This is a genomic window from Saccharomonospora sp. NPDC046836, from assembly GCF_040645195.1.
Lineage (GTDB): Bacteria > Actinomycetota > Actinomycetes > Mycobacteriales > Pseudonocardiaceae > Prauserella_A.
This window is the reverse complement of the sequence record NZ_JBEYXW010000002.1, coordinates 45,968-66,382: the sequence shown is the minus strand read 5'-3', so window position 1 is coordinate 66,382 and position 20,415 is coordinate 45,968. Positions and strand designations below refer to the sequence as shown.

General features: G+C 70.4%; 23 protein-coding genes. 9 read left to right on the top strand and 14 right to left on the bottom strand.

Translation table 11 applies throughout. The annotated features are described in order from the left end of the window. Positions 1-17 precede the first annotated feature (17 nt). From ABZ863_RS03295 to ABZ863_RS03275, 5 genes are all read right to left on the bottom strand, one after another. On the bottom strand, positions 18-788 hold the full coding sequence (locus tag ABZ863_RS03295) for a hypothetical protein (protein WP_358530640.1): 771 nt from the start codon (positions 786-788) through the stop codon (positions 18-20). Then, positions 778-1,761, bottom strand: coding sequence for a nitroreductase family protein (locus ABZ863_RS03290; RefSeq protein ID WP_358530638.1), 984 nt, complete (start codon positions 1,759-1,761; stop codon positions 778-780). The genes ABZ863_RS03295 and ABZ863_RS03290 overlap by 11 nt, the downstream gene beginning before the upstream one ends. A gap of 134 nt (positions 1,762-1,895) precedes the next feature. Next, complete coding sequence (locus ABZ863_RS03285) at positions 1,896-2,498, bottom strand: CBS domain-containing protein (RefSeq protein ID WP_358530636.1); 603 nt, start codon at positions 2,496-2,498, stop codon at positions 1,896-1,898. A 3-nt stretch (positions 2,499-2,501) separates the two neighbouring features. Further along, positions 2,502-3,401, bottom strand: a complete 900-nt coding sequence (locus tag ABZ863_RS03280) for a universal stress protein (RefSeq protein WP_358530634.1) — start codon at positions 3,399-3,401, stop codon at positions 2,502-2,504. Beyond that, the gene (locus tag ABZ863_RS03275; RefSeq protein ID WP_358530632.1) at positions 3,398-4,327 is read right to left on the bottom strand and encodes a universal stress protein; all 930 of its coding nucleotides are present in this window, start codon (positions 4,325-4,327) and stop codon (positions 3,398-3,400) included. The genes ABZ863_RS03280 and ABZ863_RS03275 overlap by 4 nt, the downstream gene beginning before the upstream one ends. A gap of 190 nt (positions 4,328-4,517) precedes the next feature. Between ABZ863_RS03275 and ABZ863_RS03270 the strand changes: the two genes are divergently transcribed. From ABZ863_RS03270 to ABZ863_RS03255, 4 genes are all read left to right on the top strand, one after another. Further along, complete coding sequence (locus ABZ863_RS03270) at positions 4,518-5,978, top strand: wax ester/triacylglycerol synthase domain-containing protein (protein ID WP_358530630.1); 1,461 nt, start codon at positions 4,518-4,520, stop codon at positions 5,976-5,978. Further along, complete coding sequence (locus ABZ863_RS03265; protein WP_358530628.1) at positions 5,975-6,868, top strand: universal stress protein; 894 nt, start codon at positions 5,975-5,977, stop codon at positions 6,866-6,868. The genes ABZ863_RS03270 and ABZ863_RS03265 overlap by 4 nt, the downstream gene beginning before the upstream one ends. Further along, entirely contained in the window at positions 6,823-8,304 is a 1,482-nt protein-coding gene (locus tag ABZ863_RS03260; protein ID WP_358530626.1) for an AAA family ATPase, read from the top strand. The genes ABZ863_RS03265 and ABZ863_RS03260 overlap by 46 nt, the downstream gene beginning before the upstream one ends. 105 nt (positions 8,305-8,409) lie before the next feature. After that, positions 8,410-8,757 carry a hypothetical protein gene (locus ABZ863_RS03255; RefSeq protein ID WP_358530624.1) on the top strand — a complete coding sequence of 116 codons (348 nt, stop codon included), beginning with the start codon at positions 8,410-8,412 and terminating at the stop codon, positions 8,755-8,757. A 1-nt stretch (position 8,758) separates the two neighbouring features. On the opposite strand, the gene ABZ863_RS03250 is transcribed toward ABZ863_RS03255, so the two are convergent. The 4 genes from ABZ863_RS03250 to ABZ863_RS03235 form a co-directional block, all read right to left on the bottom strand. Further along, the gene (locus ABZ863_RS03250) at positions 8,759-9,760 is read right to left on the bottom strand and encodes a zinc-binding alcohol dehydrogenase family protein (RefSeq protein WP_358531218.1); all 1,002 of its coding nucleotides are present in this window, start codon (positions 9,758-9,760) and stop codon (positions 8,759-8,761) included. Positions 9,761-9,870: 110 nt separating this feature from the next. Further along, positions 9,871-10,434, bottom strand: coding sequence for a hypothetical protein (locus ABZ863_RS03245; RefSeq protein ID WP_358530622.1), 564 nt, complete (start codon positions 10,432-10,434; stop codon positions 9,871-9,873). A gap of 217 nt (positions 10,435-10,651) precedes the next feature. Then, positions 10,652-11,497 (bottom strand): universal stress protein, encoded by an 846-nt coding sequence (locus ABZ863_RS03240; protein WP_358530620.1) that lies wholly within the window; start codon positions 11,495-11,497, stop codon positions 10,652-10,654. A 35-nt stretch (positions 11,498-11,532) separates the two neighbouring features. After that, the gene (locus ABZ863_RS03235; RefSeq protein ID WP_358530618.1) at positions 11,533-12,228 is read right to left on the bottom strand and encodes a CBS domain-containing protein; all 696 of its coding nucleotides are present in this window, start codon (positions 12,226-12,228) and stop codon (positions 11,533-11,535) included. Positions 12,229-12,476: 248 nt separating this feature from the next. On the opposite strand from ABZ863_RS03235, the gene ABZ863_RS03230 reads away from it, so the two are divergent. The 3 genes from ABZ863_RS03230 to ABZ863_RS03220 are packed head-to-tail and all read left to right on the top strand — an operon-like array spanning position 12,477 to position 14,991. Further along, positions 12,477-12,938, top strand: a complete 462-nt coding sequence (locus ABZ863_RS03230) for a Rieske (2Fe-2S) protein (RefSeq protein WP_358530616.1) — start codon at positions 12,477-12,479, stop codon at positions 12,936-12,938. After that, the gene (locus ABZ863_RS03225; protein WP_358530614.1) at positions 12,935-13,972 is read left to right on the top strand and encodes an amidohydrolase family protein; all 1,038 of its coding nucleotides are present in this window, start codon (positions 12,935-12,937) and stop codon (positions 13,970-13,972) included. Before ABZ863_RS03230 ends, ABZ863_RS03225 begins: the two co-directional genes overlap by 4 nt. Then, complete coding sequence (locus tag ABZ863_RS03220; RefSeq protein ID WP_358530612.1) at positions 13,969-14,991, top strand: amidohydrolase family protein; 1,023 nt, start codon at positions 13,969-13,971, stop codon at positions 14,989-14,991. Before ABZ863_RS03225 ends, ABZ863_RS03220 begins: the two co-directional genes overlap by 4 nt. A gap of 40 nt (positions 14,992-15,031) precedes the next feature. On the opposite strand, the gene ABZ863_RS03215 is transcribed toward ABZ863_RS03220, so the two are convergent. Genes ABZ863_RS03215 through ABZ863_RS03195 form a run of 5 tightly spaced genes read right to left on the bottom strand, consistent with a single transcriptional unit; the run spans position 15,032 to position 18,986 of the window. Continuing rightward, positions 15,032-16,267, bottom strand: a complete 1,236-nt coding sequence (locus ABZ863_RS03215) for a styrene monooxygenase/indole monooxygenase family protein (protein ID WP_358530610.1) — start codon at positions 16,265-16,267, stop codon at positions 15,032-15,034. Beyond that, complete coding sequence (locus ABZ863_RS03210; protein WP_358530608.1) at positions 16,260-16,907, bottom strand: ATP/GTP-binding protein; 648 nt, start codon at positions 16,905-16,907, stop codon at positions 16,260-16,262. Before ABZ863_RS03210 ends, ABZ863_RS03215 begins: the two co-directional genes overlap by 8 nt. Beyond that, positions 16,882-17,223: a DUF742 domain-containing protein gene (locus ABZ863_RS03205; protein WP_358531216.1), complete on the bottom strand. Its 342-nt coding sequence runs from the start codon at positions 17,221-17,223 to the stop codon at positions 16,882-16,884. The genes ABZ863_RS03210 and ABZ863_RS03205 overlap by 26 nt, the downstream gene beginning before the upstream one ends. Before the next feature lie 57 nt (positions 17,224-17,280). Continuing rightward, positions 17,281-17,724: a roadblock/LC7 domain-containing protein gene (locus ABZ863_RS03200; protein WP_358530606.1), complete on the bottom strand. Its 444-nt coding sequence runs from the start codon at positions 17,722-17,724 to the stop codon at positions 17,281-17,283. Then, the gene (locus ABZ863_RS03195; protein WP_358530604.1) at positions 17,721-18,986 is read right to left on the bottom strand and encodes an ATP-binding protein; all 1,266 of its coding nucleotides are present in this window, start codon (positions 18,984-18,986) and stop codon (positions 17,721-17,723) included. Before ABZ863_RS03195 ends, ABZ863_RS03200 begins: the two co-directional genes overlap by 4 nt. Before the next feature lie 258 nt (positions 18,987-19,244). Here ABZ863_RS03195 and ABZ863_RS03190 point away from each other — a divergent pair, with 258 nt between their 5' ends. Continuing rightward, positions 19,245-19,757: an ATP-binding protein gene (locus ABZ863_RS03190; protein WP_358530602.1), complete on the top strand. Its 513-nt coding sequence runs from the start codon at positions 19,245-19,247 to the stop codon at positions 19,755-19,757. Further along, on the top strand, positions 19,751-20,389 hold the full coding sequence (bluB, locus tag ABZ863_RS03185) for a 5,6-dimethylbenzimidazole synthase (protein ID WP_358530600.1): 639 nt from the start codon (positions 19,751-19,753) through the stop codon (positions 20,387-20,389). Before ABZ863_RS03190 ends, bluB begins: the two co-directional genes overlap by 7 nt. Positions 20,390-20,415: the final 26 nt, after the last annotated feature.

Sequence of the window (20,415 nt, the reverse complement as noted above, 5' to 3'; positions counted from 1 at the left end):
GCGCTGGAACCACGGTATTACCACGGCTCCGTGCCCTCAACCGGCTGTCGCCTGCCCAGCCGCAACAGCAGCTGCGGGCTGCCCCGCACCCGCCGGGAACGCACTATCCGTTGCCGGAACTCGCGAAACTGGAACGGGCTGATCTGCGGTGACGAGGTGAGCCCGTAGGCGCGCGCCGCCAGGGACGCCTCCTGCATGGCCGCACCGGCGAGTACCTGATCGCGGCGGCCGTCGGAGGTCGTCACCACCAGCAGCCCGGGGTCCAGGGTCTGCTTGCGGTTGGCGGGTGTGAACGCCGACAGCGCGAGCAACCGGACACCCGGGCGCGTCCCCGCTGCCATGATGTCGGCCAGCATCTCCTCGGGAAAGTCGCCGGGGTCGTGGGTGTCGCGATGCCGGGTGCGGTCGAAAATCGCCTGGAACCGGCGGACGTCGGCGCTCGAAGGGCGGTGCCGCGCCCGCGCCGTCACGGTTGCGACGAGGTCCGGATGCGAAGGATCACCGAGCAGCGTGATCTCCGGTACCCAGCCGAGGACCCGCACGGCCACCACGACGCTGGCCAGCGCGGTGCCGCAGGCGATGACCCTGTCGCGTCCAGTGCCGTCGTGGTGCCAGCTCGTCGCGCCGAAGCGTTCGTACAGTTCGGCGCGGTGGCCCTGGATCTCCAGCGTCCACGGATTGCCGACACCGCACGGGTTCGCGTTGAGCGCCGCGCGGACGAGCACGCTGCGTTCCTGTGCCGACCAGGCGTGCTCCACCGGCGGCGCCAGCAGGGGACTAGTTGTCATCGGTCGCCTCCTGCCTGGTCATCGCCTCCACGGGACGGCGCGGGGTCGGCGCGCCGGGATAGCCGTAACCCAGCCGCAGCACGGTCTGCGGGTGGCGCCGTTGGCCTAGGAGGGCGTGCAGCTCCGCACGCGTGGACGCGACCTCGACGGTCTGCGCCAGGAACGACGCGTTCAGCCCGGCCGCGGTCGCCGCCAGCAGGACCCGCTGCATCGCCTGCCCTGCCCGCACCGCATCACGGACGGTGTCGCCCGCGGTCGTGAGCACCGCGACCAGGGGCCTGCGCTCGAACTCCCGCTCCCCCACCGTGTCCTGGCCGCCGTAGTCGCGTAACGCGAGCAGGCCGCCGTGCGCCGCGCGCGGCCCGCCTGCCGACAGCGGTACCCCGTCCGGCCGGTTGCCACTGTGTGTCCAGGCCCGCAGTTCGGCCTGGAAGTCGGGGTTCTGTGACTGGACGAGGTCGGCCCTGCGCAGCAACGCGGCCACGGTGTCGAGCTGGCCGGGCTCCTCCATGAACACAAGCCACGCACCCTCGGCTTCGGCGGCGACGCCGAGCGCGTGCCGCACGTGGATCGGTATCGGCCGGTCGAGAAAAGGGCGGCGGTTGGTGTGCCTGCGCGCGATCGCGCCGGCCAGCCGCAGTTCCTCGGGGGATGGCCGGTGTCGCCCGCCGATGTCGACCCTGGCGAGCAACGTCCGCTGTCCGCGGTCGGGCAGCATCGCTACGACACATTCGCGCCCCGCGGCGGCGAGCGCCAGCCGGAGGTTGAACAGCGCCGCACCGCACGCCAGAACAGCCTCGTGCGCCCCGGGATCGCAGACGCCGAGCACGCGGCTTTCGTCGAGTAACAGGTCGATCCGGCCGTCGGCCACGCGGAACTCCCACGGCTGGGTGTTGTGCGGGGACGGTGCTCGTATTGCGGCGCGCAATGCCGTGTCGACGAGTTCTGCGGCGGGCGCGGTGGTGTTGGTCATCAGCTCTCCTGCGCTGGTACGGATCGCAGTGGACGAGGTCAGCGATACGTACACCCTCGGTCGCGAAGCCGGCGCGCGGCAGAAGCGGTCGTCCCCGGACGGCAGGGCCGAAGGTCCCTCCTGGCCCGCTCTCGTCAGGAATCCACGGTGCGCCACAGAGTCTCGGCATGCGTCACACCGGGAACCGACTCGGCGAGCACCGTCGCGACGTGCCGGTCGGTCTCGTCGTCGTACTCGTCGACGATCGTCGCCACACCGTCCCGTACGTGGACCGTCCACCGATCGGCGCCGCCGTAGATCAGCAGTTTGCGGCGGATGTCCCTGGCAATCGTCGCATCGTCGCGGGAAAGGGCCCGTACCACGTCCCCACGGGTCACGATCCCCGCAAGTTTTTGACCGTCCACAATGGGCATTGCGCGAAAGTTGTTGTCGAGTAACGCGGAAACGAGCTCCGCGAGGTCGGCAGTGGTGCTCATGGCCGTCACCGGACTCGTCATCACCTCCCCCACGGTGCGCGGCGGCGTGGGGTGCCCCGGTTTCGCTCCAGTGCGGACGTCCGGCGGGACGCGGTCACGAACGCAGTCCGCCTCGGTCACGATCCCCACGAGCCGCTCGTCGTCGTCCAGCACCGGCAGCGCGCTGAAACCGTGCTCGGCCAGTAGTTTCGTGGCACGTTTGACGGGTGTGTCGGGGCTGACGGTGACGACCCGTTCGGTCATGATCTGCCCGGCCAGCATCGGTTACTCCCCTGCCTGTTCGGCGGCATCCGCGCGGACGACGGCGACGGGACACAGTGCGTGGACCACCAGCGCCTGGCTGGTCGAGCCAAGCAGCATGCCGTGGAAACCACCGCGCCCCCGGCTGCCGACCACGATCAGCTGCGCGTGCTCGCCGTGCTCCAGCAACCTGCGCACCGGACGCCCGCGAGCGATGATCGACTCCGCCTCGACGCCGGGATACTTCTCCTGCCACACCGCGACCTGGGCTTCGAGCACGGCGCGTTCCTCGAAGTCGATGTCGGCCGGATCGACGGTCAGCGGGTACATCCGGACGGTCGCTTCGAGCGGCACGTCGTTCCACGTGCGTATCGCCTTGACCCCGACGCCGCGCAACGCGGCCTCGCCGAAAGCGAACTCCAGCGCGGCGGCTCCCGCCGCGGACCCGTCGGCACCGACCACGACCGGACCGTCAGTGGGTGGCTTGTCCTCGGGCCGCTTACCGCGTACGACGATGACTGGACAGTGCCCGTGTGCCGCCAGTGCCACGGCGGTCGAACCGACCAGCATCCCGGTGAAACCGCCGAGCCCGCGCGAGCCGAGCACGACCAGCCGCGCGTGATGTGACTCGTGCAGGAGCACGGTGGTGGCCGACCCCTCGATCAGCTCGGTCTCCACCACGGCCGCGGGGGCCGCCTCGACGGCCGCTTCCTTGGCCTCCCGCAGGCATTGCCTGCCTTGCTCGCGCAGGCCCTCCCGGATGGTCGAGACGGTGGCCACGAAACCCGGGTAGCCGTGTACGGGGACCACGTAGGCGTACACCAACCGCAGGGGTTCGCCTCTGCGGCCTGCCTCCTCGGCCGCCCACACGGCCGCGTGCAGAGCCGAGGTGGAACCATCGACACCGGCGACGATCACGCTCATCGGGAAGTCTCCTTCGCGTCTGCGGTGGTGGTGGCACGCACGATCAGCAGCGGGCACGGCGCGGTGTGCACGAGCGCGTTGCTCGTTGACCCGAGCAGCATGCCGCTGAACCCGCCGCGCCCACGGCTGCCGACGACCACGAGCTGAGCGTGTTCGGCGTAGTGCAACAGGCTGTGCGCCGGGCGGTCCTGCACCACGACCCGGTCGACGTCGACGTCGGGGTAGCGTTCCTGCCACCCGGCAAGCCGTTCGGCGAGCACGATCCGCTCCGCCGTGTGGATCCCGGCCCAGTCGAACGGCCGCGTGTGCATGCCGAAGGACTCGCGCACCGGCACATCGCTCCAGGCGTGGACGGCGATCAGCCGCGCACCGCGCAGCGACGCCTCCTCGAAGGCGACCGCGAGCGCCGCCTCACTGAGCGGGGAACCGTCGATGCCCACCACCACTGGCCCCTCGGTGGGCGGGTACGCCCCGGGCGTGCGGCCCCGGACCACGACCACCGGGCACGGCCCGTAGGAGACCAGCGCCACCGCCACCGAGCCGACGAAGGTGCCGGTCAGCTCGCCCAGCCCACGCGTCCCGACCGCCAGCATCCTGGCCTGCTTCGCCCGCTCCCGGAGCACCGGGATCGCGGCGCCGATCTGGAACTCGGTCCGCAGGTCCAGCTCGTGACGGCTGCCGGCGACACGCTTGGCGGCATCGGCCGCCTCCCGCAGGCGGCGCTGCCCCTCCTCCTCGAGGCCGTCGACGAAGCCGGGTGGGACACCGGCGCCTGCGCCGTAGGCTGCCGGAACCGTCACCACCGCCAGCAGGACCAGTGGCGCGTGGTGCAGCACCGCGGCCCTGGCCGACCACTCGGTCGCCCGCAACGCCGAACTCGAACCGTCCACGCCCACGAGAATGGGTGCGTTACCTGTCGCGATCACATCTGTAGATCATGGTCCGCGCGACCGACCGCGCGCGTGAGCCGAAAGCCCCTCCTTGGCAGGTACGGAGATCCCTGCCCGCACGGGACCGTTTCCCCTGAGCGTGCGCGGCGCGTGTGCCCGGCCTTGCGTCTCTGAACCCCGTACCGTGCCAGAAGAGCCTTGCCAAGATCGCGAACGAAGGGCAGCGATGACACCGACCATGGCACCCGTCGAGCGCATGGGGACGGGCGACCTCATGACGCTGGCCGCCGATCTGGGCACTCCGCCGATGCAGATCGCGGGAATCCTCGTCCTCGAGGGTGGCAGTGCGCTCGATGTCACCGCCGCACGCGCCGCCATCGCCGAGCGGGTGCGCGGGATCCACCGGTTCCGCCAGCGTCTCGTGCATCCGCCGCCCGGCCTCGGCAGACCGTATTGGACAGACGCTCCGGACTTCGCTGTGGGCAACCATTTCCGGCACGTGGCCTGTCCCGTGCCCGGCGACGACGATGCGCTGCTGGCGGTGGCCACCGAGGCGGTGACGCAACGGCTTGACCGTGAACGCCCGTTGTGGTCGGTGACGTTCGTGACCGGACTCGCCGGCGGCGCTGCCGCACTCGTGTTCGTGGTACATCACGTGCTCACCGACGGGATCGGCGGGCTCGGCGTACTGGCCCGCATCGCCGACGGCATGCCGGTGCCGGATGAGCCCGGATTTCCGCGCCCAGTACCGGGATTCCGGCAGCTGCTCACCGACTCCGCCCGCGACCGGCTGGTGGGACTGCGCCACCTCGGCGCGGTGCCGGGGCGGATCCGGGCGGCGCTGCACGAACTGCGGTTACGGGACACGGCCTCGGCTCCACCGTCGTCGCTCAACCGCAGAACTGGACCACGCAGGCGCTTTGCCGTGGCGCGCGCCGATGCGACCGCGGTCCGGACCACTGCACGCGCCCACGGCGGGATGGTCAACGACGCGGTGCTGGCCGCGGCGACCGGCGCACTGCACGGGCTGCTGAGCCACCGCGGTGAGACGGTCAGCAGCCTGGTGGTGTCGATGCCGGTGTCGACCCGCGGCCGGGACGCGGGAGCGCACCTCGGCAACCACGCCTTCTCCGTGCCGATCGAGCTGCCCGCCGCTGGCCACACCCTCGACCGGCTGGCGACCATCGCCTGGCTCACCCACAACCGGGTGGGCACGGCGCGCGGCGCGTCGGCCGCGCTGGTGAGCCCGCTGTTCCGGGTGCTGGCCAGGTTGAAGCTGTTGCAGTGGTTCGTGGATCACCAGACGGTGCTGTCCACCTCGATCACCTACCTGCGTGGCCCGGCCACCCGGCTGTCGTTCCTCGGCACGCCGATCAGGGAGGTCATCCCGCTGTCCACGGTCAAGGGCAACATGACGGTCTCGTTCGTGGCCCTGTCCTATGCCGCCCGGCTCACCGTCACGGCGGTGACCGACCCCGACCAGGTCACCGATCTGCCGGTGCTCATGGCGGCGCTGGAGCGCGAGCTGGCCACACTGGCCGTGCCGGCCGTGCCTGCCGCAGGGCAGGACGGTCCGAAGTCCCCGCGCGCCGGGACCAACGGCACCGGTCCCGGCCTGCCCCGCAGACCTACCGTGGAACCGGAGGGCGATCGCGCGCGAAGACAGGGCAGCCAGGAGGGCGCATGAGTAACGGCCCCGTCGTGGCAGGCGTGGACGGTTCGGAGGCCGCGCTGCGTGCGGTGCGCTGGGCGGCCGACACCGCCGCCCGGCACCACGCGCCCCTCTACATCGCGCATGCCGCCGGTTACCCGTACCTGCACGGCGGTGACGCGATCCCACCGCCGGAGAGCGTGCGGGAGGATCTGCGGCACCAGCGCTGGGAGTTCCTCCATGCCGCACGGGAGGTCGCCGAGGAGACCGCCGGTCTCGACATCCACCTCTGCTACGAGTCCGACCCACCGGTGCCCTACCTCATCCACGTCTCCGGCTCGGCACGCATGATCGTGCTCGGCTCCTCCTGTCACACCGGCATCTACGGGCTGCTGGTCGGCTCGACGACGCTGGCGCTGGTGAGCCATGCGCGGTGCCCGGTGGTCTCGGTGTGCGGGGAATGTGCCGAGATGCCCGCGCAGGACCGGCGGCCCGTGGTGGTGGGCATCGACGGCAGCCCGGTCAGCGAACGCGCCATCGGCTACGCCTTCGACGAGGCGGCCCACCGCGACGTCGAGCTCGTCACCGTGCACACCTGGAACGATGCCAACAGCGACGTCTTCAGCGAGGCACGCATGTACTTCGGCTGGGAGGACATGCGTGAGGTCGAGGAGCGACGGCTCGCCGAGCGGCTGGCCGGCTGGAGTGAGAGCTATCCGGACGTCAGCGTGCGGCGGGTCCTCGTGCAGGACCGGCCCCACCATGAGCTGCTGGAGTGGAGCCGCAAGGCCCAGCTGGTGGTCGTCGGCAGCCGCGGCCGCGGCAACCTCCGCTGCATGCTCCTCGGCTCCACCAGCCGCGCGCTGATCCACGGCGCCGAATGCCCGGTGATGATCGCCAGGCCGGAACCCGGCACCCCGCCATGACGGCGCCGCCGGAACACGCCGTCGTACACGAGACGCATATCGGCGTGGTGTTCCTGCTCGGCGACCGTGCCTACAAGCTGAAGAAGCCGGTGAACCTGGGGTTTCTCGATTTCAGCACGGTGGCCCGGCGGCGTGCCGCCTGCCACCGCGAGGTGGAGCTGAACCGCAGGCTGGCGCCCGGGGCGTACCTCGGCGTCGCCGCGGTGACCGATGGGGAAGGCGACCCCACCGACTATCTGGTCGTCATGCGGCGCATGCCGGAGCGGCGGCGGCTCGCGACACTCGTGGAGGCGGGTGAGGACGTCACCGCTGTCATCGACCGGATCGCACGCATGATCGCGGCATTCCACGCCTCCGCCGACCGTGGTCCCGCGATCTCGGCCGAAGGCGACCGCGACGCCGTCCGCCGCCGGTGGCGGGACAACATCGAGCAGGTGCGCCCACTGGGCGTGCTGGACGCCGGGCAGCTCGCCGAGATCGAACAGCTGACGATGTCGTTCCTCGCCGGCCGCGGGCCGCTGTTCGCGCGGCGGCTCGCGGAACAACGCGTGGTCGACGGGCACGGCGACCTGCTCGCCGACGACATCTTCTGCCTCGACGACGGTCCCCAGGTGCTGGACTGCCTCGAGTTCGACGATCGCCTGCGCTGGCTGGACGGCTTGGACGACATCGCCTTCCTCGCGATGGACCTCGAGCGGCTCGGCGCACCCGCGCTCGCGCACCGCCTGCTCGACCGCTATGCCGAGTTCGCAGGGGATCCCTCCCCATCGTCGCTGCGCCACCACTACCTCGCCTACCGCGCCTTCGTCCGAGCGAAGGTGGAGTGCCTGCGCGACTGCGAGGGCAGCGTGGACGCGGCGCACAGTTACGCCCAGCTGGCGCTGCATCACCTGCGTGCGGGCAGGCCGCGGCTGGTCCTCGTCGGCGGTCTGCCGGGCACCGGCAAGTCCACGCTGGCCGGCCTGCTCGCCGACGAGCTGGGCGCGGTCCTGCTGTCCAGCGACCGGCTGCGCAAGGAACTCGCGGGCCGTTCGCCGGACGAGGACGCCGCCAGCGACTACCTCACCGGGATCTACTCGCCCGAGTACAGCGAGCGCACCTACGCCGAACTGCTGCGCCGAGCCGAGGAGCTGCTCGCCGAGGGCGAGACGGTGGTCCTGGACGCCTCCTGGGTCCGTGCTGCCGATCGTGCACGCGCCACCGCCGTCGCCACCCGGGTGCGCAGCGACCTGCTGGCGCTGCGCTGCACGGCACCTCCTGAGCTCGCCGCACAGCGCCTGCGCGCGCGGCATGGTGCCGTCTCCGACGCCGACCCGCGGATCGCCGCGGCGATGTCGGCCGACATCGATCCCTGGCCGCAGGCCGGTGAGGTGTCCACCACGGGGGCGCCGCAGGACACGCTGGCCCGCGCTCGGAAGGTGCTCGACGAGGGTTGAGCGCGAGGTACCTGGATCAGACCAGCGGGCAGCCGGATGCCATCATGGCGGCGAACCCGACGTCCCGGTCCCGTGGGCCCGAAACCGAAGAGCCGCGCCTTTCCCATGACTTTCCCGCACAACCAGCAACCACAGCACCAGCAGCCCGGCAACTGGGGGCCGCCCGCTCCGCCGCCACCGCCCGCCCGCCCTACTTTCGGCAGGGCGCTGCTGGCCACCCTGGTGTGGGTCCCGGTCAACTTCGTCCTCGCCGTGCTCGTCGCCGGCATGCCGACGGCGAGGCAGGCGGGCGCGTTCGTCGGGTCGATGGTCGTTCCCGCTCTGCTCGCCGCGCTGGCCACCTGGCTCATCGCCCGGCGCAGCACGTCGGCGTGGTCGTTCGGCCAGCTCGTGCTGGTGTCGCTGCCGTTCGCCGTGCTGCTGCGCTTCCTGTTCGCCGGCATGAGCCAGTAGCTCAACTGAGCACTGCAGCGCCGTTCACCCGGTCAGCCGCCAGATCGGCGAGTGCACGGTCGGCCGCGTCGAGGGGGTACGCCGTCGTCGTCACCTGTAGCCGATGCCGGGCGGCGAAGCCGAGGAACTCGCGCGCGTCGGCGCGGGTGTTGGCCGTGACACTGCGCAGTTGCCGTTCCTGGAACAGGTGCCGCTCATAGTTCAGCGGCGGCACGTCGGTGAGGTGGATCCCGGCGATGGCGAGCGTTCCACCGCGATCGAGCGCGGCGAGTGCCGGTGGCACGAGGTCACCGACCGGCGCGAAGAGGATCGCCGAGTCGAGCGGCTCCGGTGGCGGTTCCGCGGCGCCCTGAACCGAGGCGGCGCCCAGCTGCCGGGCCAGGTCACGGGCCTGCGCGCTGCGTGTCATGACATGCACACGGGCACCTTCGGCCATGGCCACCTGTGCCGCCAGGTGGGCGCTCGCGCCGAAGCCGTAGATACCGAGCCGCCCACCGGCGGGCAGCTCGGCCCTGCGCAGTGCCCGGTAGCCGATGATGCCGGCGCAGAGCAGCGGAGCCAGCTCGGCATCGCTGTAGCCGCCAGGCAACCGATGGGCGTAGGCGGCGGGCACCGTCGTGTACTCGGCGTAACCACCGTCGGCGTCCCAACCGGTGTAGACCGATTCCGGGCACAGGTTCTCCGCGCCACGCAGGCAGTAGCGGCAGTGCCCGCACGTACCGCGCAACCACGCGGCACCCGCCCGGTCACCGATGGCGAAGTCCGCGCCAGTCACCGCATCGCCGACAGCCACGACTTCGCCGACGATCTCGTGCCCCGGGATCACCGCCGGGCGGTGGACGGGCAGGTCACCCTCGGCGACATGCAGATCCGTCCGGCACACCCCGCACACCAGCACGCGCAGGAGCAGTTCACCCGCGGCGGGCCGCGGGAGGCGTTCCTCGTCGAGGGCCAGAGGCCCGGTGGAGATCGACCCCGGCCTGCGCACCCGCCAGGCACGCATCAGGGATGTCGCGCTCATCTGCGCCTCCTCCGGTGTCCTATCAGGACGCTACGGCAGCACGCGGCCGGCGCGGCGGAGCCGATGGGCCTCGCGTACGTGGGCCCTTCGGCTCAGCGGCGCGTCCATTCGCGCTCCACGCGGGCCCAGTCCCTGGCCCACTGAGTGGACCGGAACCGGGAGAGAACGCCGCGGACCGTGAGGAACACCAAGGCGCACAACATGACCACACCGAGCCACACCGACAGCGCGACACTCGTGGCGTCAGTGGCCGCTCCGATCCTGGTCGTGGGTGGCTCCGTGAGGTTGCCCCGCTCGTCGAGCCAGATGGGGACCTCGGTGCCCCGCGCCGCTCCCCGGTGGGCCGGGACCTCCCCCACATGCTGCGTGCCGTCCGGCAACCGCCAGGTCGCTGCGACATCGGCGCTCTCGACCTCACTCGTGGGGACGGTCACGGGTGCGTCGGCCAGCAGCTCCGCGGTCGTCTGGTACCTGGTGCCTGCCTCGTCGGCGGCCTCGGCCAGCCGCCCGGCGTAGGTCTCGCTGCCCAGCGATGCGGCCATCGGGATAGCGGCGAGAGCAAGCAGAAGGAACGTCACCAGCAGCCGGGCTTCGAGCCGGTCGCCCGGCCGGGCGAGTGGGTTACGGCCGATGTAGAGGCGCCTCCACAGGCGCATGGTTCTTCCGTTGGATACTCCCACGTCGCACCGACCCCCTGCTTTTCGGTTCGTCTCGAATTGCCAGCTCAGCACTGCCCGGTAATTCCAGATTCCCAGCACAACGGCCGGTGTTTCAACGGCATCGTCTGGTGGAACACACCATGGCGTTGTGAGAATGGCGACACCACCGCCCCGCCGGCGCGGCGTGAAACCCCCGCTCCGGGGTCCACAGTGGTCAGTGCGAAGCCGGCAGGACCGCGAGCGGGCACTGCGCTCGCCGCACCAGCTGCTGGCTGGTCGAGCCCAACAGCGCACCGGCCGCGGTATCGCGCCCGCGGGAGCCGACCACGAGTAGCGCAGCGTCAGCGGCCGCGGCCAGCAACGCGTCCGCGGGCCGGTGCGCGTGCACCACTCGGCCGGCGATGTCCACCTCCGGGTACTTCTCCCGCCAGCCGGCCAACTCGACCTCCAGCGCGCGGCGTGCCTGGTCCGCGGGATCGTCCGGCTGACCGCGCGGTGGCAACACGGGCACCTCCGCCCAGGCCTCGCGCCACACGCGGACGGCGACCAGCGGGGCCTCGCGGCCGGCCGCCTCCTCCAGCGCGAAGCGCAGGGCCCGCGCGCTCGGCGCCGATTCGTCGGTGCCCACCACGATCGCGCCCGGCCGCACGGGCGCGGTGCCGCCCGCGACGACCACCACCGGGCACCAGGCGTGCGCGCACACGGCGCTGGAGACCGACCCCGCCAGGACCCGGCGGAACCGGCCGACGCCACGCGAGCCCAGCACGAGCACGCTGGCGGCCGCCGATCGCTCGATCAAGGTGTCCGCGGTGTCCCCGAAGCAGAGGTTCCAGTCCAGGCAGGCTCCCGGTGCCGCCTCGGTCGCCGCGCGCACCGCGGCATCCAGCCACCGGCGCCCCGGCTCCGCCCGCAGCGGCCGCGCGGTGTCGCAGGCGTGTACGAGGTGCAGGGGCGCTTCCCGCCGGATGGCCTCGCGGGCCGCCCAACGCACCCCGGCCAGTGCTGCCGGTGAACCGTCCACCGCGGCGAGCACCGGCCGGTGAGTAGCGGATGGACTCATGGGGTGAGGAGAGCCTGCTCAGTCGGTGGCCACCGTCACGCACGCACTCCCGTGCGCCTGCCATCGGGGTGGTCGTCCCACACGTAGCCCAGCCGGTTGCGGACCTCGACGACACCGGGTACGTCCCGCGTGAGCCGGCCGGCCAGCGCGATGTCGCTGCGGCGCGGCAGCTGCCCGAGCAGCGTGACCACACCACGCTCCACGCCGATGCCGACCTCGCGCAAGTCCACCCACATCATCCGGTCGAACACGTCGTTGGCGACGTCGCGCCGGATCTCGTCGTCGGGCCGGGTGCAGGCGCCGATGACGTCGCGCCGGGACAGCACGCCGACCAGCGTGCCGTTCTCCACCACGAAGAGCCTGTGCACGTGATGGCGTTCCAGCTCACCGGCGGCGTGGCTCACCGGCGCGCCTGCCTCGACTGTGACCACCGGTGTGGTCATCAGTTCCTTGGCGCAGCGGGACCTTGCCCGGCGCAGGCGGTCGCCCGCACGGTGCCGGGCCAGCCCGTGACGGTGCAGGCGGTGCTTGGGCTGGTCCCGCTTGTGCAGCAGATCGGCCTCTGACACGACCCCGACGGGTCTCCCGCCGGAGTCCACCACGGCGACGGCGCTGATCTGATGCGCTGCCAGCAGCTCCGCGATCGCCTTGAACCCGGTGTCGGGTGCCACGGCGTGCGGCTGGGGGGTCATCACGTCCCGCACTGCCGGATCGGTGACCTGCTCAGTCATGGGGAATCCTCCTCGTCACAGCGGCCACACTGCTCGTGGCGCCGGGAAGTGGCTAGGGCCCAACTGCCCACCACGCCGGTCGGGTCCCAGAGAGCGCCACAAACGCCAACGCCGACTAGGTCGCGCGGCTCGGTGAGAATGTCACCAACGGTTATCGACCCGTAATACGAAGGCCATCAGCGGGATTGATGGCAGGCAGACACATTATTTGTTGTACTACGCAAGCATGTTTTCCTACTGTCGACCGCATGCGGGTTGCAGTGGCGCGAGTCGCGGATTTCCTTCCGGGCCAACGGCGGATCATCCAGATCGGGAAGCGGTCGATCGGGGTGTTCCGGGTCGGCGACCGGTTCTATGCGATCAACAATTCCTGTCCTCATCAGAGCGGTCCACTGTGTCTCGGCCGGACGGTGCCATGGGCCCGGTCGGACGGGCCGGGCGACGTCCGGGTGACCGGAGAACGCACGCTGCTCGCCTGTCCCTGGCACGGCTGGGAGTACGACCTCGTCACCGGCCAGTCCTTTCTCGGCCCTGGCGAGCGGCCCGCCCGCAGTTACGAGGTGTCGGTGCGTCCCGGACAGGACCTGAACGAGGATGCGGCGCTGAAGTTCCCCGACCGGGTCCCCGGACCCTATGTGGCCGAGACCTTCACCGTCAGCGTCGAGGAGGACTACGTGGTGGTCGACACGCGAGCGAGGAGTGACCGGTGAACGTCGACGCCGACATCCACCCGAACGTCTCGGCCGCGGACCTGCTCGCGCGGCTGGACGAGCCATGGCGTAGCAAGTTCGCCGCCTTCGGCACGCGGATCGCCCCTCCCCCGCTGATCTATCCCCGTGTCCGCAACGGCGGCATGCGCGTTGATTCCTGGCCGCAGGACGGGCTGCCCGGCAGCGACCTCGAACTGCTGCGCACGCAGCTGCTCGACAAGTACGATGTGGACTTCGGCGTGCTGATTCCCATGCAGGGCCACACTTTCGGTGCCGAGGAGACCGGTTACGCCGCCGCGCTGTGCCGTGCGCTCAACGACGCACTGCGTGAGCTCTTCCTCGACCCGGAACCGCGGCTGCGCAGCTCGCTGTGTGTGCCGCACGAATCGCCGGAGGCGGCCGTCGCGGAGATCGAACGGCTGGCCGGTGACGAACGCTTCGTCCAGGTCCTGTTCCCGGTCGGCACCGAACTTCCGCCGGGCAACGCCAAGTACCGGCCGATCTACGCGGCCGCTGCGCGGGCCGGCTTGCCGGTCGCCATGCACCTCGGCGGGATCGAGGGGCATCGCGGAGACGGCTGGCCGTCGTTCTATCTGGAACAGCATGCGTGGTACGGCAACGCCACGGCCACGGCAGCGACGAGCCTCGTGTGCTCGGGCGTGTTCGAGGAGCTCCCGCAGCTGCAGGTGGTGCTGGTCGAGGGTGGTATCTCCTGGCTGGCCCCGCTGATGTGGGCGCTGGACGAAGCATGGGCGCTGCTGCGTGCGGACACCCCGGCTTTGCGCCGGGCGCCGTCGGAGTACCTGCGGGAGCATTTCTGGTTCACGACTCAGCCGATCGAGGAACCCGAAGACCCGCGCCACCTGACCGCCGCGCTGGAGCACACCGGCATGACCGACCGGATCGTGTTCTCCTCCGACTACCCGCACTGGGACTTCGACTCGCCTGCCATGGCACTCGCCGCACTGCCCGCGCCGCTGCGCCAGGCGATCATGACGACGAACGGGCAGCGACTGTACGGGAGCCGCCGATGATCGACACCGACCTGCACTGCGCGCCCAGCTCGTTCACCGATCTGCTGCCCTACCTCGACGAGTACTGGCGCGAGTACATCGCCGACGCGAACCTGCAGCTGTCACCGACCCTTGGCGGTGCCTACCCGGCCGGGGCCGAGACGTCCGGCTCCGTGCCCGGCGCCGTCGAGGCGTTGCGGGAGCACCTGCCTGGCGACGTGCGCCACGCGGTGCTGACCTGCCTGACCGCCTTCGACGTCAGCCGCAACCCCTACTTCGAGGCCGCACTCGCCCGCGCGGTCAACGACTGGGTCCGCGAGCACTGGCTGGCCCGCGATGCGCGGCTGCGCGGCAGCATCTCGGTGTCCACACTGGACACCGATGCGGCGGTCACCGAGATCGAGCGGCTCGCGGACGATGACCGGTTCGTCCAGGTCCTGCTGCCGGTCCGTGGTCTGGACGTACGCTACGGCAACGCACGGTTCCACCCGGTGCTCGAGGCCGCGGCACGGCACGATCTCGCGGTGTGCCTGCACGCCTGGGGCCGGGTCGGCAGTGCGCCGACACCGACCGGGTTCACGGCGACCTATCTCGAGGACTACCTGAGCAATTCCCAGGTCGTCCAAAGCCAGCTGGTGAGCCTGATCGCGGAAGGTGTCTTCGAGAAGATCCCCGCGCTGCGGGTGTGCCTGGCCGAGTGTGGATTCTCCTGGCTGCCATCACTGCTGTGGCGCCTCGACAAGGAGTGGAAGGGTATCTGGCGCGAGGTGCCGTGGGTCAAACAACGGCCGAGCGAGTACGTGTACCAGCACGTGCGGGCAACAACACAGCCCGCGCACCTGCCCACGGCACCGCAGGAACTGGAGCAGGTACTGGAGATGCTGCGTCCGGCCGACTGGCTGGTCTATGCCAGCGACCGCCCGCACTACCACGGCGACGGCGCCGACCGGCTGCTGGCCGCGCTGGACGACTCCGCACGCGAGGCGATCCTGTGGCGCAACGCCGAGCAGCTCTACCGGAACACCTACCCAACGCAGTGAGGGCCACCCTGCCTGTGCTGGGCGGCCCTCACTGCGAATGTCAGTCCTTGGCGACGCTCGCCAGGTAGTCGGCTGCCTTCTGTGGGTCGAGGAACCAGTGCTGGAAGTCGGTCGGGTCGGTGAACCCGTTGCCGAACCGCCTCGCCACCACTGGGTTCACCTGAGCCGCGCCGAGGATCTCCAGCACGTGCGGGGGCGGCGGCTGCAGCATCGCGTTCGTCCACTGTGTCACGTGCTGGGCGTAGTCCCAGTACCGCTCGAACGTGTTCTCCATCCACTCCCGGTCGAACGGCTGCTCACCGCGCTCCAGGATCCGGTCGAGGTAGACGGCGGCGCACTTGGCCGCGTTGTTCGAGCCCTGGCCGGTGATCGGGTCGTTGGCGACGACCACGTCGGCCATGCCGAGTACGGCGTGCCCCGATGGCAGCTCACCGACCGGCCGCCGGACCATCGGCGTGTAAGCGCCTGCGAGCGTGGCCCGCGCGTCGGTCAGCTCCGCATCGGCGCAGCGGTCGTACTCCCACGGCAGGAACTGCTTCATCAGCCCGAGAAAGCGATCGAGGTGCTCCGCCGGGCCGGGGCGGTCGGCCCAGCAGTCGAGCGGCCCGCCGGGAATCCCTTCGAAGAACAGGATTTCGCAGTTCCCGGTGAGTGTGTAGCCCGGGATGATGAACAGCTCTCCGACGCCAGGGATGATGTTGAACCGCACCGCGGAGAAGTCCGGGTGCTCGGGCCGCGGTGTCATGCCGTGGACGTAGGCCACCGACAGCGCACGCTGCGGCTTGGTGTAGGGCGAGCGCGACGGATCCCGGTCGAACAGCTGCACCAGCTCGCCCTTGCCCGCCGCGACGACGACGAGGTCGTACATTGCGGCGAGCGCATTGAGGTCGGCGGTGGTGACGCCGTGGGTGATGAGCTTGCCGCCCCGTTCCTCGAACAGTTCCAGCCAGCCGGCCATCTTCACGCGCTGGTCCACCGACTGCGCGTAGTTGTCCAGTTTGGCCACCCAGTCCATCACACGGCTGGAGTCCGGGCCCGCGATCGACACGCCGAGGCCCTCGACGCGCACGGTCTGCTCCTCCCACAGGTTGAGCCCGTGGTCGCGTTCGTGCTGCAGCGAGGCGTGGAACATGCACTGCGTGGACATGACCCGCCCGCCACGGATCTCCTCCGGCGTCCGTGCCGACATCACCGTGACGTCGTAGTCGTGTTCCCGCAGCGTCAACGCGAGCTGCAGACCAGACTGGCCCGCGCCGACGACGAGGATCTTACGCATGTGCTCGTATCCTTCCCGGTTCCGACAGTTCCGCGAGCGACAACGTGTACGTCACGAGCTCACGCAACGCTTCCGCAGTGGATGCGGGGTTCCGGGCGTCGCAGGTGATCAGCGGAACGCTGGGGTCGAGAGCCAACGCCTCGCGCACCTCGTCCAGATCGTGCTGCAACTCGTCGTTGAACCGGTTGACCGCGACGATGAACGGCAGGTCCGAGTCGTTCTCGAAGTAGTTGATCGCCGCGAACGACTGGTCGATCCGCCTGGTGTCGACAAGCACGATGGCACCGAGCGCACCACGGGAGAGGTCGTCCCAGAGGAACCAGAACCGCGCCTGTCCGGGGGTGCCGAACAGGTACAGCAGCAGGTCGGAATGCAGCGTAATGCGACCGAAGTCCATGGCAACGGTCGTCGTTGACTTGGTGCCGTCCAGTGGCAGGTCGTCGACGCCGGTGCCGGCCTCGGTCATCCACGCCTCGGTGTTGAGCGGGGGCACCTCCGACACCGACCCGACGAACGTCGTCTTGCCGACTCCGAAGCCACCGGCTATCACGATCTTCGCGGAAACCGTGAGCAGGCCGGCGTCGTCGTCGCCCGGTGAGGGCGTGCCCGCTCGGTCAGACCGGTAGCCGCTTGAGTCCATCGAGGATCCTCTCGAGTACGTTCCGATCGTGCTGGTATGCGTGCGCCGTGGGGTGAATGTAGATCGCCCCCTGCGCTGCCAGGTCGCTGACCAGGACCCGCACGACCCCGAGCGGAACGTTGAGCAGCACCGACAGCTCGGCGATCGACACCCGGGTGCGGGCACGCTCGTACAGCTGGCGTGACTCCGGCATCAACGAGTCACTCAGGCTCGGGTCGTACTGCGGCACCGAGATCAGCGTTTCGACCAGCAGGTCGTATCGCGACTTCGTTCTGCCACCGGTGAGCGCGTAGGGCCGGATTCGCTTACTGCGCATCCTCTTCTGGCCCGCCCTGTTCTCTGTGGACACTGTGATCACATCCTCGCGCGGTGGTCAGGCCTGCGCCCGCCGGGCGGTCAGCACGCGTCGGAGGTCGGCACGGATCTCGGGGGTCAGTGCGTGGCCCGCGTTGCGCACGAACTGCGTCATCTCGTACGCCACGACCTTCATGTCACAGTCGGGTCCGGTGAGGACAGCCAGTCCCGCGCCGGAGCCGATCCCCATGAAGAGGAAGTACCCGTGCGTGAGCCGGATGATGATCTGCTCGCACGTGCCCTTGTCGAACAGCGTCGCACTGTTGCGCGCGAGGCTGAGGAGTCCACTCGCGATCGCCGCCAGCTGCTCGGCGTCCTCGTTGGTCACCGCGTCCGACGCGGTGAGCGGGAACCCGTCGGCCGACATGATCAGCGCGTGCGTGACACCGTGGACCTTGCGGACGAAGTCGTTGATCAGCCACGCGAAGTTCTGGTTGTTGGAGCTGTCGATGTCGGCAGTCACTGCTTTCCTTCAGTGCTCGAGTCCGCTTCACCACTGGGGCGCTGCTCGTCCCGTGCCGCCTGCTCGCCGTCGGTGAACGCGTCGAGGTCGGCGAGGAGCTTGTCGTGTCCGGCCTCGACCGACTCCGCGGGCTCGGCGGTGGGGGGCGCCGGAGTGCTTTCACCGGAGGGGTTCTTGAGGCTGCGGGACACACGGCGGGGCAGCCCGCTCGATGTCGTACCACCCACGACGGGAGCGGGCACCGTCCGCGGCCGCGGCGACGGCGCCGGCCGGGGGGCGGGTGCCGTCGTACGCCGGGGCAGCTCGCCGCCCGGCGAGCGCGGCGTCGTGGAGAACATGCCGGCAGCCGCGGGCGCGGCCTGCTCGGCCGGGGCTGTCCTGCCCCTGCCGTTCTGGGCGAAGATCACCGTCTGTGTACCGGACCAGTTCGCCTCGGGCAGCTCGGACACCAGCTCGGCCGGCAGCAGCACGGTCGCGGTCGTTCCGTGAGGTACCCGGCGGTCGAGCGTCACGCGCATGCTGTGGCGGCCGGCGAGCCTGCGCACCACGGCGAGTCCCATGTGCCGCACCGCATCGTCGTCGAGCACGGGCGCGTGCGAGAGCCGGTCGTTCAGTTCACGCAGGCGTTCCGGCGGGAGGCCGATGCCCTCGTCCTCGATCCGGATGAGCACGCTGCCCTGTTCGGTGAGGTGCGCGCTGACCCGCACCGGCGAGTTCGGCGGCGACTGGTTCGCGGCGTTGTCGAGCAGCTCGGCGAGCAGCCGGCTCAGGTCCTCCGCGGCGAAGCCCACCACGCCGAGTGACACGACCCGGCCGATGGTGATCCGGGAGTACTGGTCGATCGACGACATCGCCGCGCGCACCATGTCGACCAGCGGCGAGGTCTCCGACGCCGCGTCGCTCGCGTCCCGGCCGGCCAGCACCCGGAGGTTCTCCGCGTTGCGCCGCAGCCGGGTGGCGAGGTGGTCCAGCCTGTACAGCTGCGCGAGCCGGTCGTGGTTGTCCTCGTGGGTCTCCATCTCCTCGAGCTCGGAGAGCAGTGAGTCCACGATGTTCAGGTCACGCAGCGCGATGCTGGCGCAGATGTCGACCAGTGCCGTTTCCGGTTCACTGTCCCGGGTTTCGACCGGCGCGGCCTCGATCGCGGGTCTCTCCGCCGTGTAACGCGGAGGATCGAGGAGCTGCGCCGCCACCACCCGGGAACGGTCGATCAACACCCGTGAGCGGTCCAGCAGCTTGCGCGTTCTCGCCCGCCTCGCCATGCAGTTCACTACTTTCTCGTCGCGTACGGGCCCGGTGGATCGGTCACCCCCTGACCAACGCCCGCTATGCAAGCAGAGACAGCCGCTCTTGTCCACAACGGGTCGACGTTTCGTCGCTAACAGTCACCCGCCCGCAGCGGCGATCGTGAATGGTGACCAAGGGCGCACGGACCCTGCATCGACGGCACCCGGTCAGGCTTGGCAGGATACGGCCCTCGAGACAGAGCAGAGTGGGACGCGACCGTGGAAGGATCTCGAGTGAACTCCCAGACCACTCAGGTGGACGATCTGCGGCTGGTCGCCTTGCCCAGCGCGCTGAACTGCACGGATCTGTTCGTTCGGTTCTCGCTCACCGAATGGTCCTTACCGGCCCTCCTCGACGACGTCACCGTCGCGGCACGTCAGCTCGTCAAGGCAGTGATCGACAACACCGACCCGCGCAGGCCCGGCTTCGTCACACTCCGGCTCCGGGTGGCAGGCGACTGCCTCGTGATCGAGGTGGAGGACGATCAGGTCGCACGTTCGCACGCGGGTGCCCCCACGGTCGCGGGCCGCAGAACCGGCGCCGTTCCGCTGGACGGCCGGGGGAAGCTGGTCTGGTGCGAGGTGCCCCTGCCTCAGGGCGTGACGGCCGCAGGCGTACGGCTTCCCCGGCGGGACGAACGACGCACGCAGATCTCCGAGCCCGCTCCGGCACCGACCCCGCCGGGCGTAATCGACCCCGGTCTGGTCGACCGCGTGCTCGTCGGACTCAAGCGCCGCGAATGGTGACCGGACCCGCCGGCTCGTTCTACGAGCTCTGTGAGCGGCGGCGGGACGTCCGCGCGGAGTTCACCGGCGCGCCGGTGGCCGAGGACGTGCTGCGCCGCATCCTCTCGGCCGCGCACGCGGCGCCGAGCGTCGGGTTGAGCCAGCCGTGGGACTTCGTGCTCGTCCGTGATCCCGGCACCCGCCGCCGGTTCCGGGAGCACGTGTGGTCCGAACGTGAGACCTTCGCCGCCGGACTGACCGGCGAGCGCGCCACGACGTTCTCCCGCATCAAGGTCGAGGGGATCGTCGAGTCGACGCTGGCGATCGTCGTCACCTACGACCCCGACCGCGGCTCCCCCGCCGTGCTGGGCAGGCATGCGATCGCCGATGCCGGGCTGTACTCCGTGTGCCTGGCGATCCAGAACCTGTGGCTCGCCGCCACGGCCGAGGGGCTCGGCGTCGGCTGGGTCAGCTTCTACCGCGAGGAGTTCCTCCAGGAGCTGCTCGGCATCCCCTCCCGCGTGCGCCCGGTGGCGTGGCTGTGCCTCGGCCCGGTCACGCACCTGGAAACGGTGCCCGACCTCGAGCGGCATGGCTGGCGTGAGCGCCTGCCGCTCGAAGCGGTTCTGCACACCGAACGGTTCCGCGACTGAGCTTGCTCCGAACGCGGGCAGTGCTG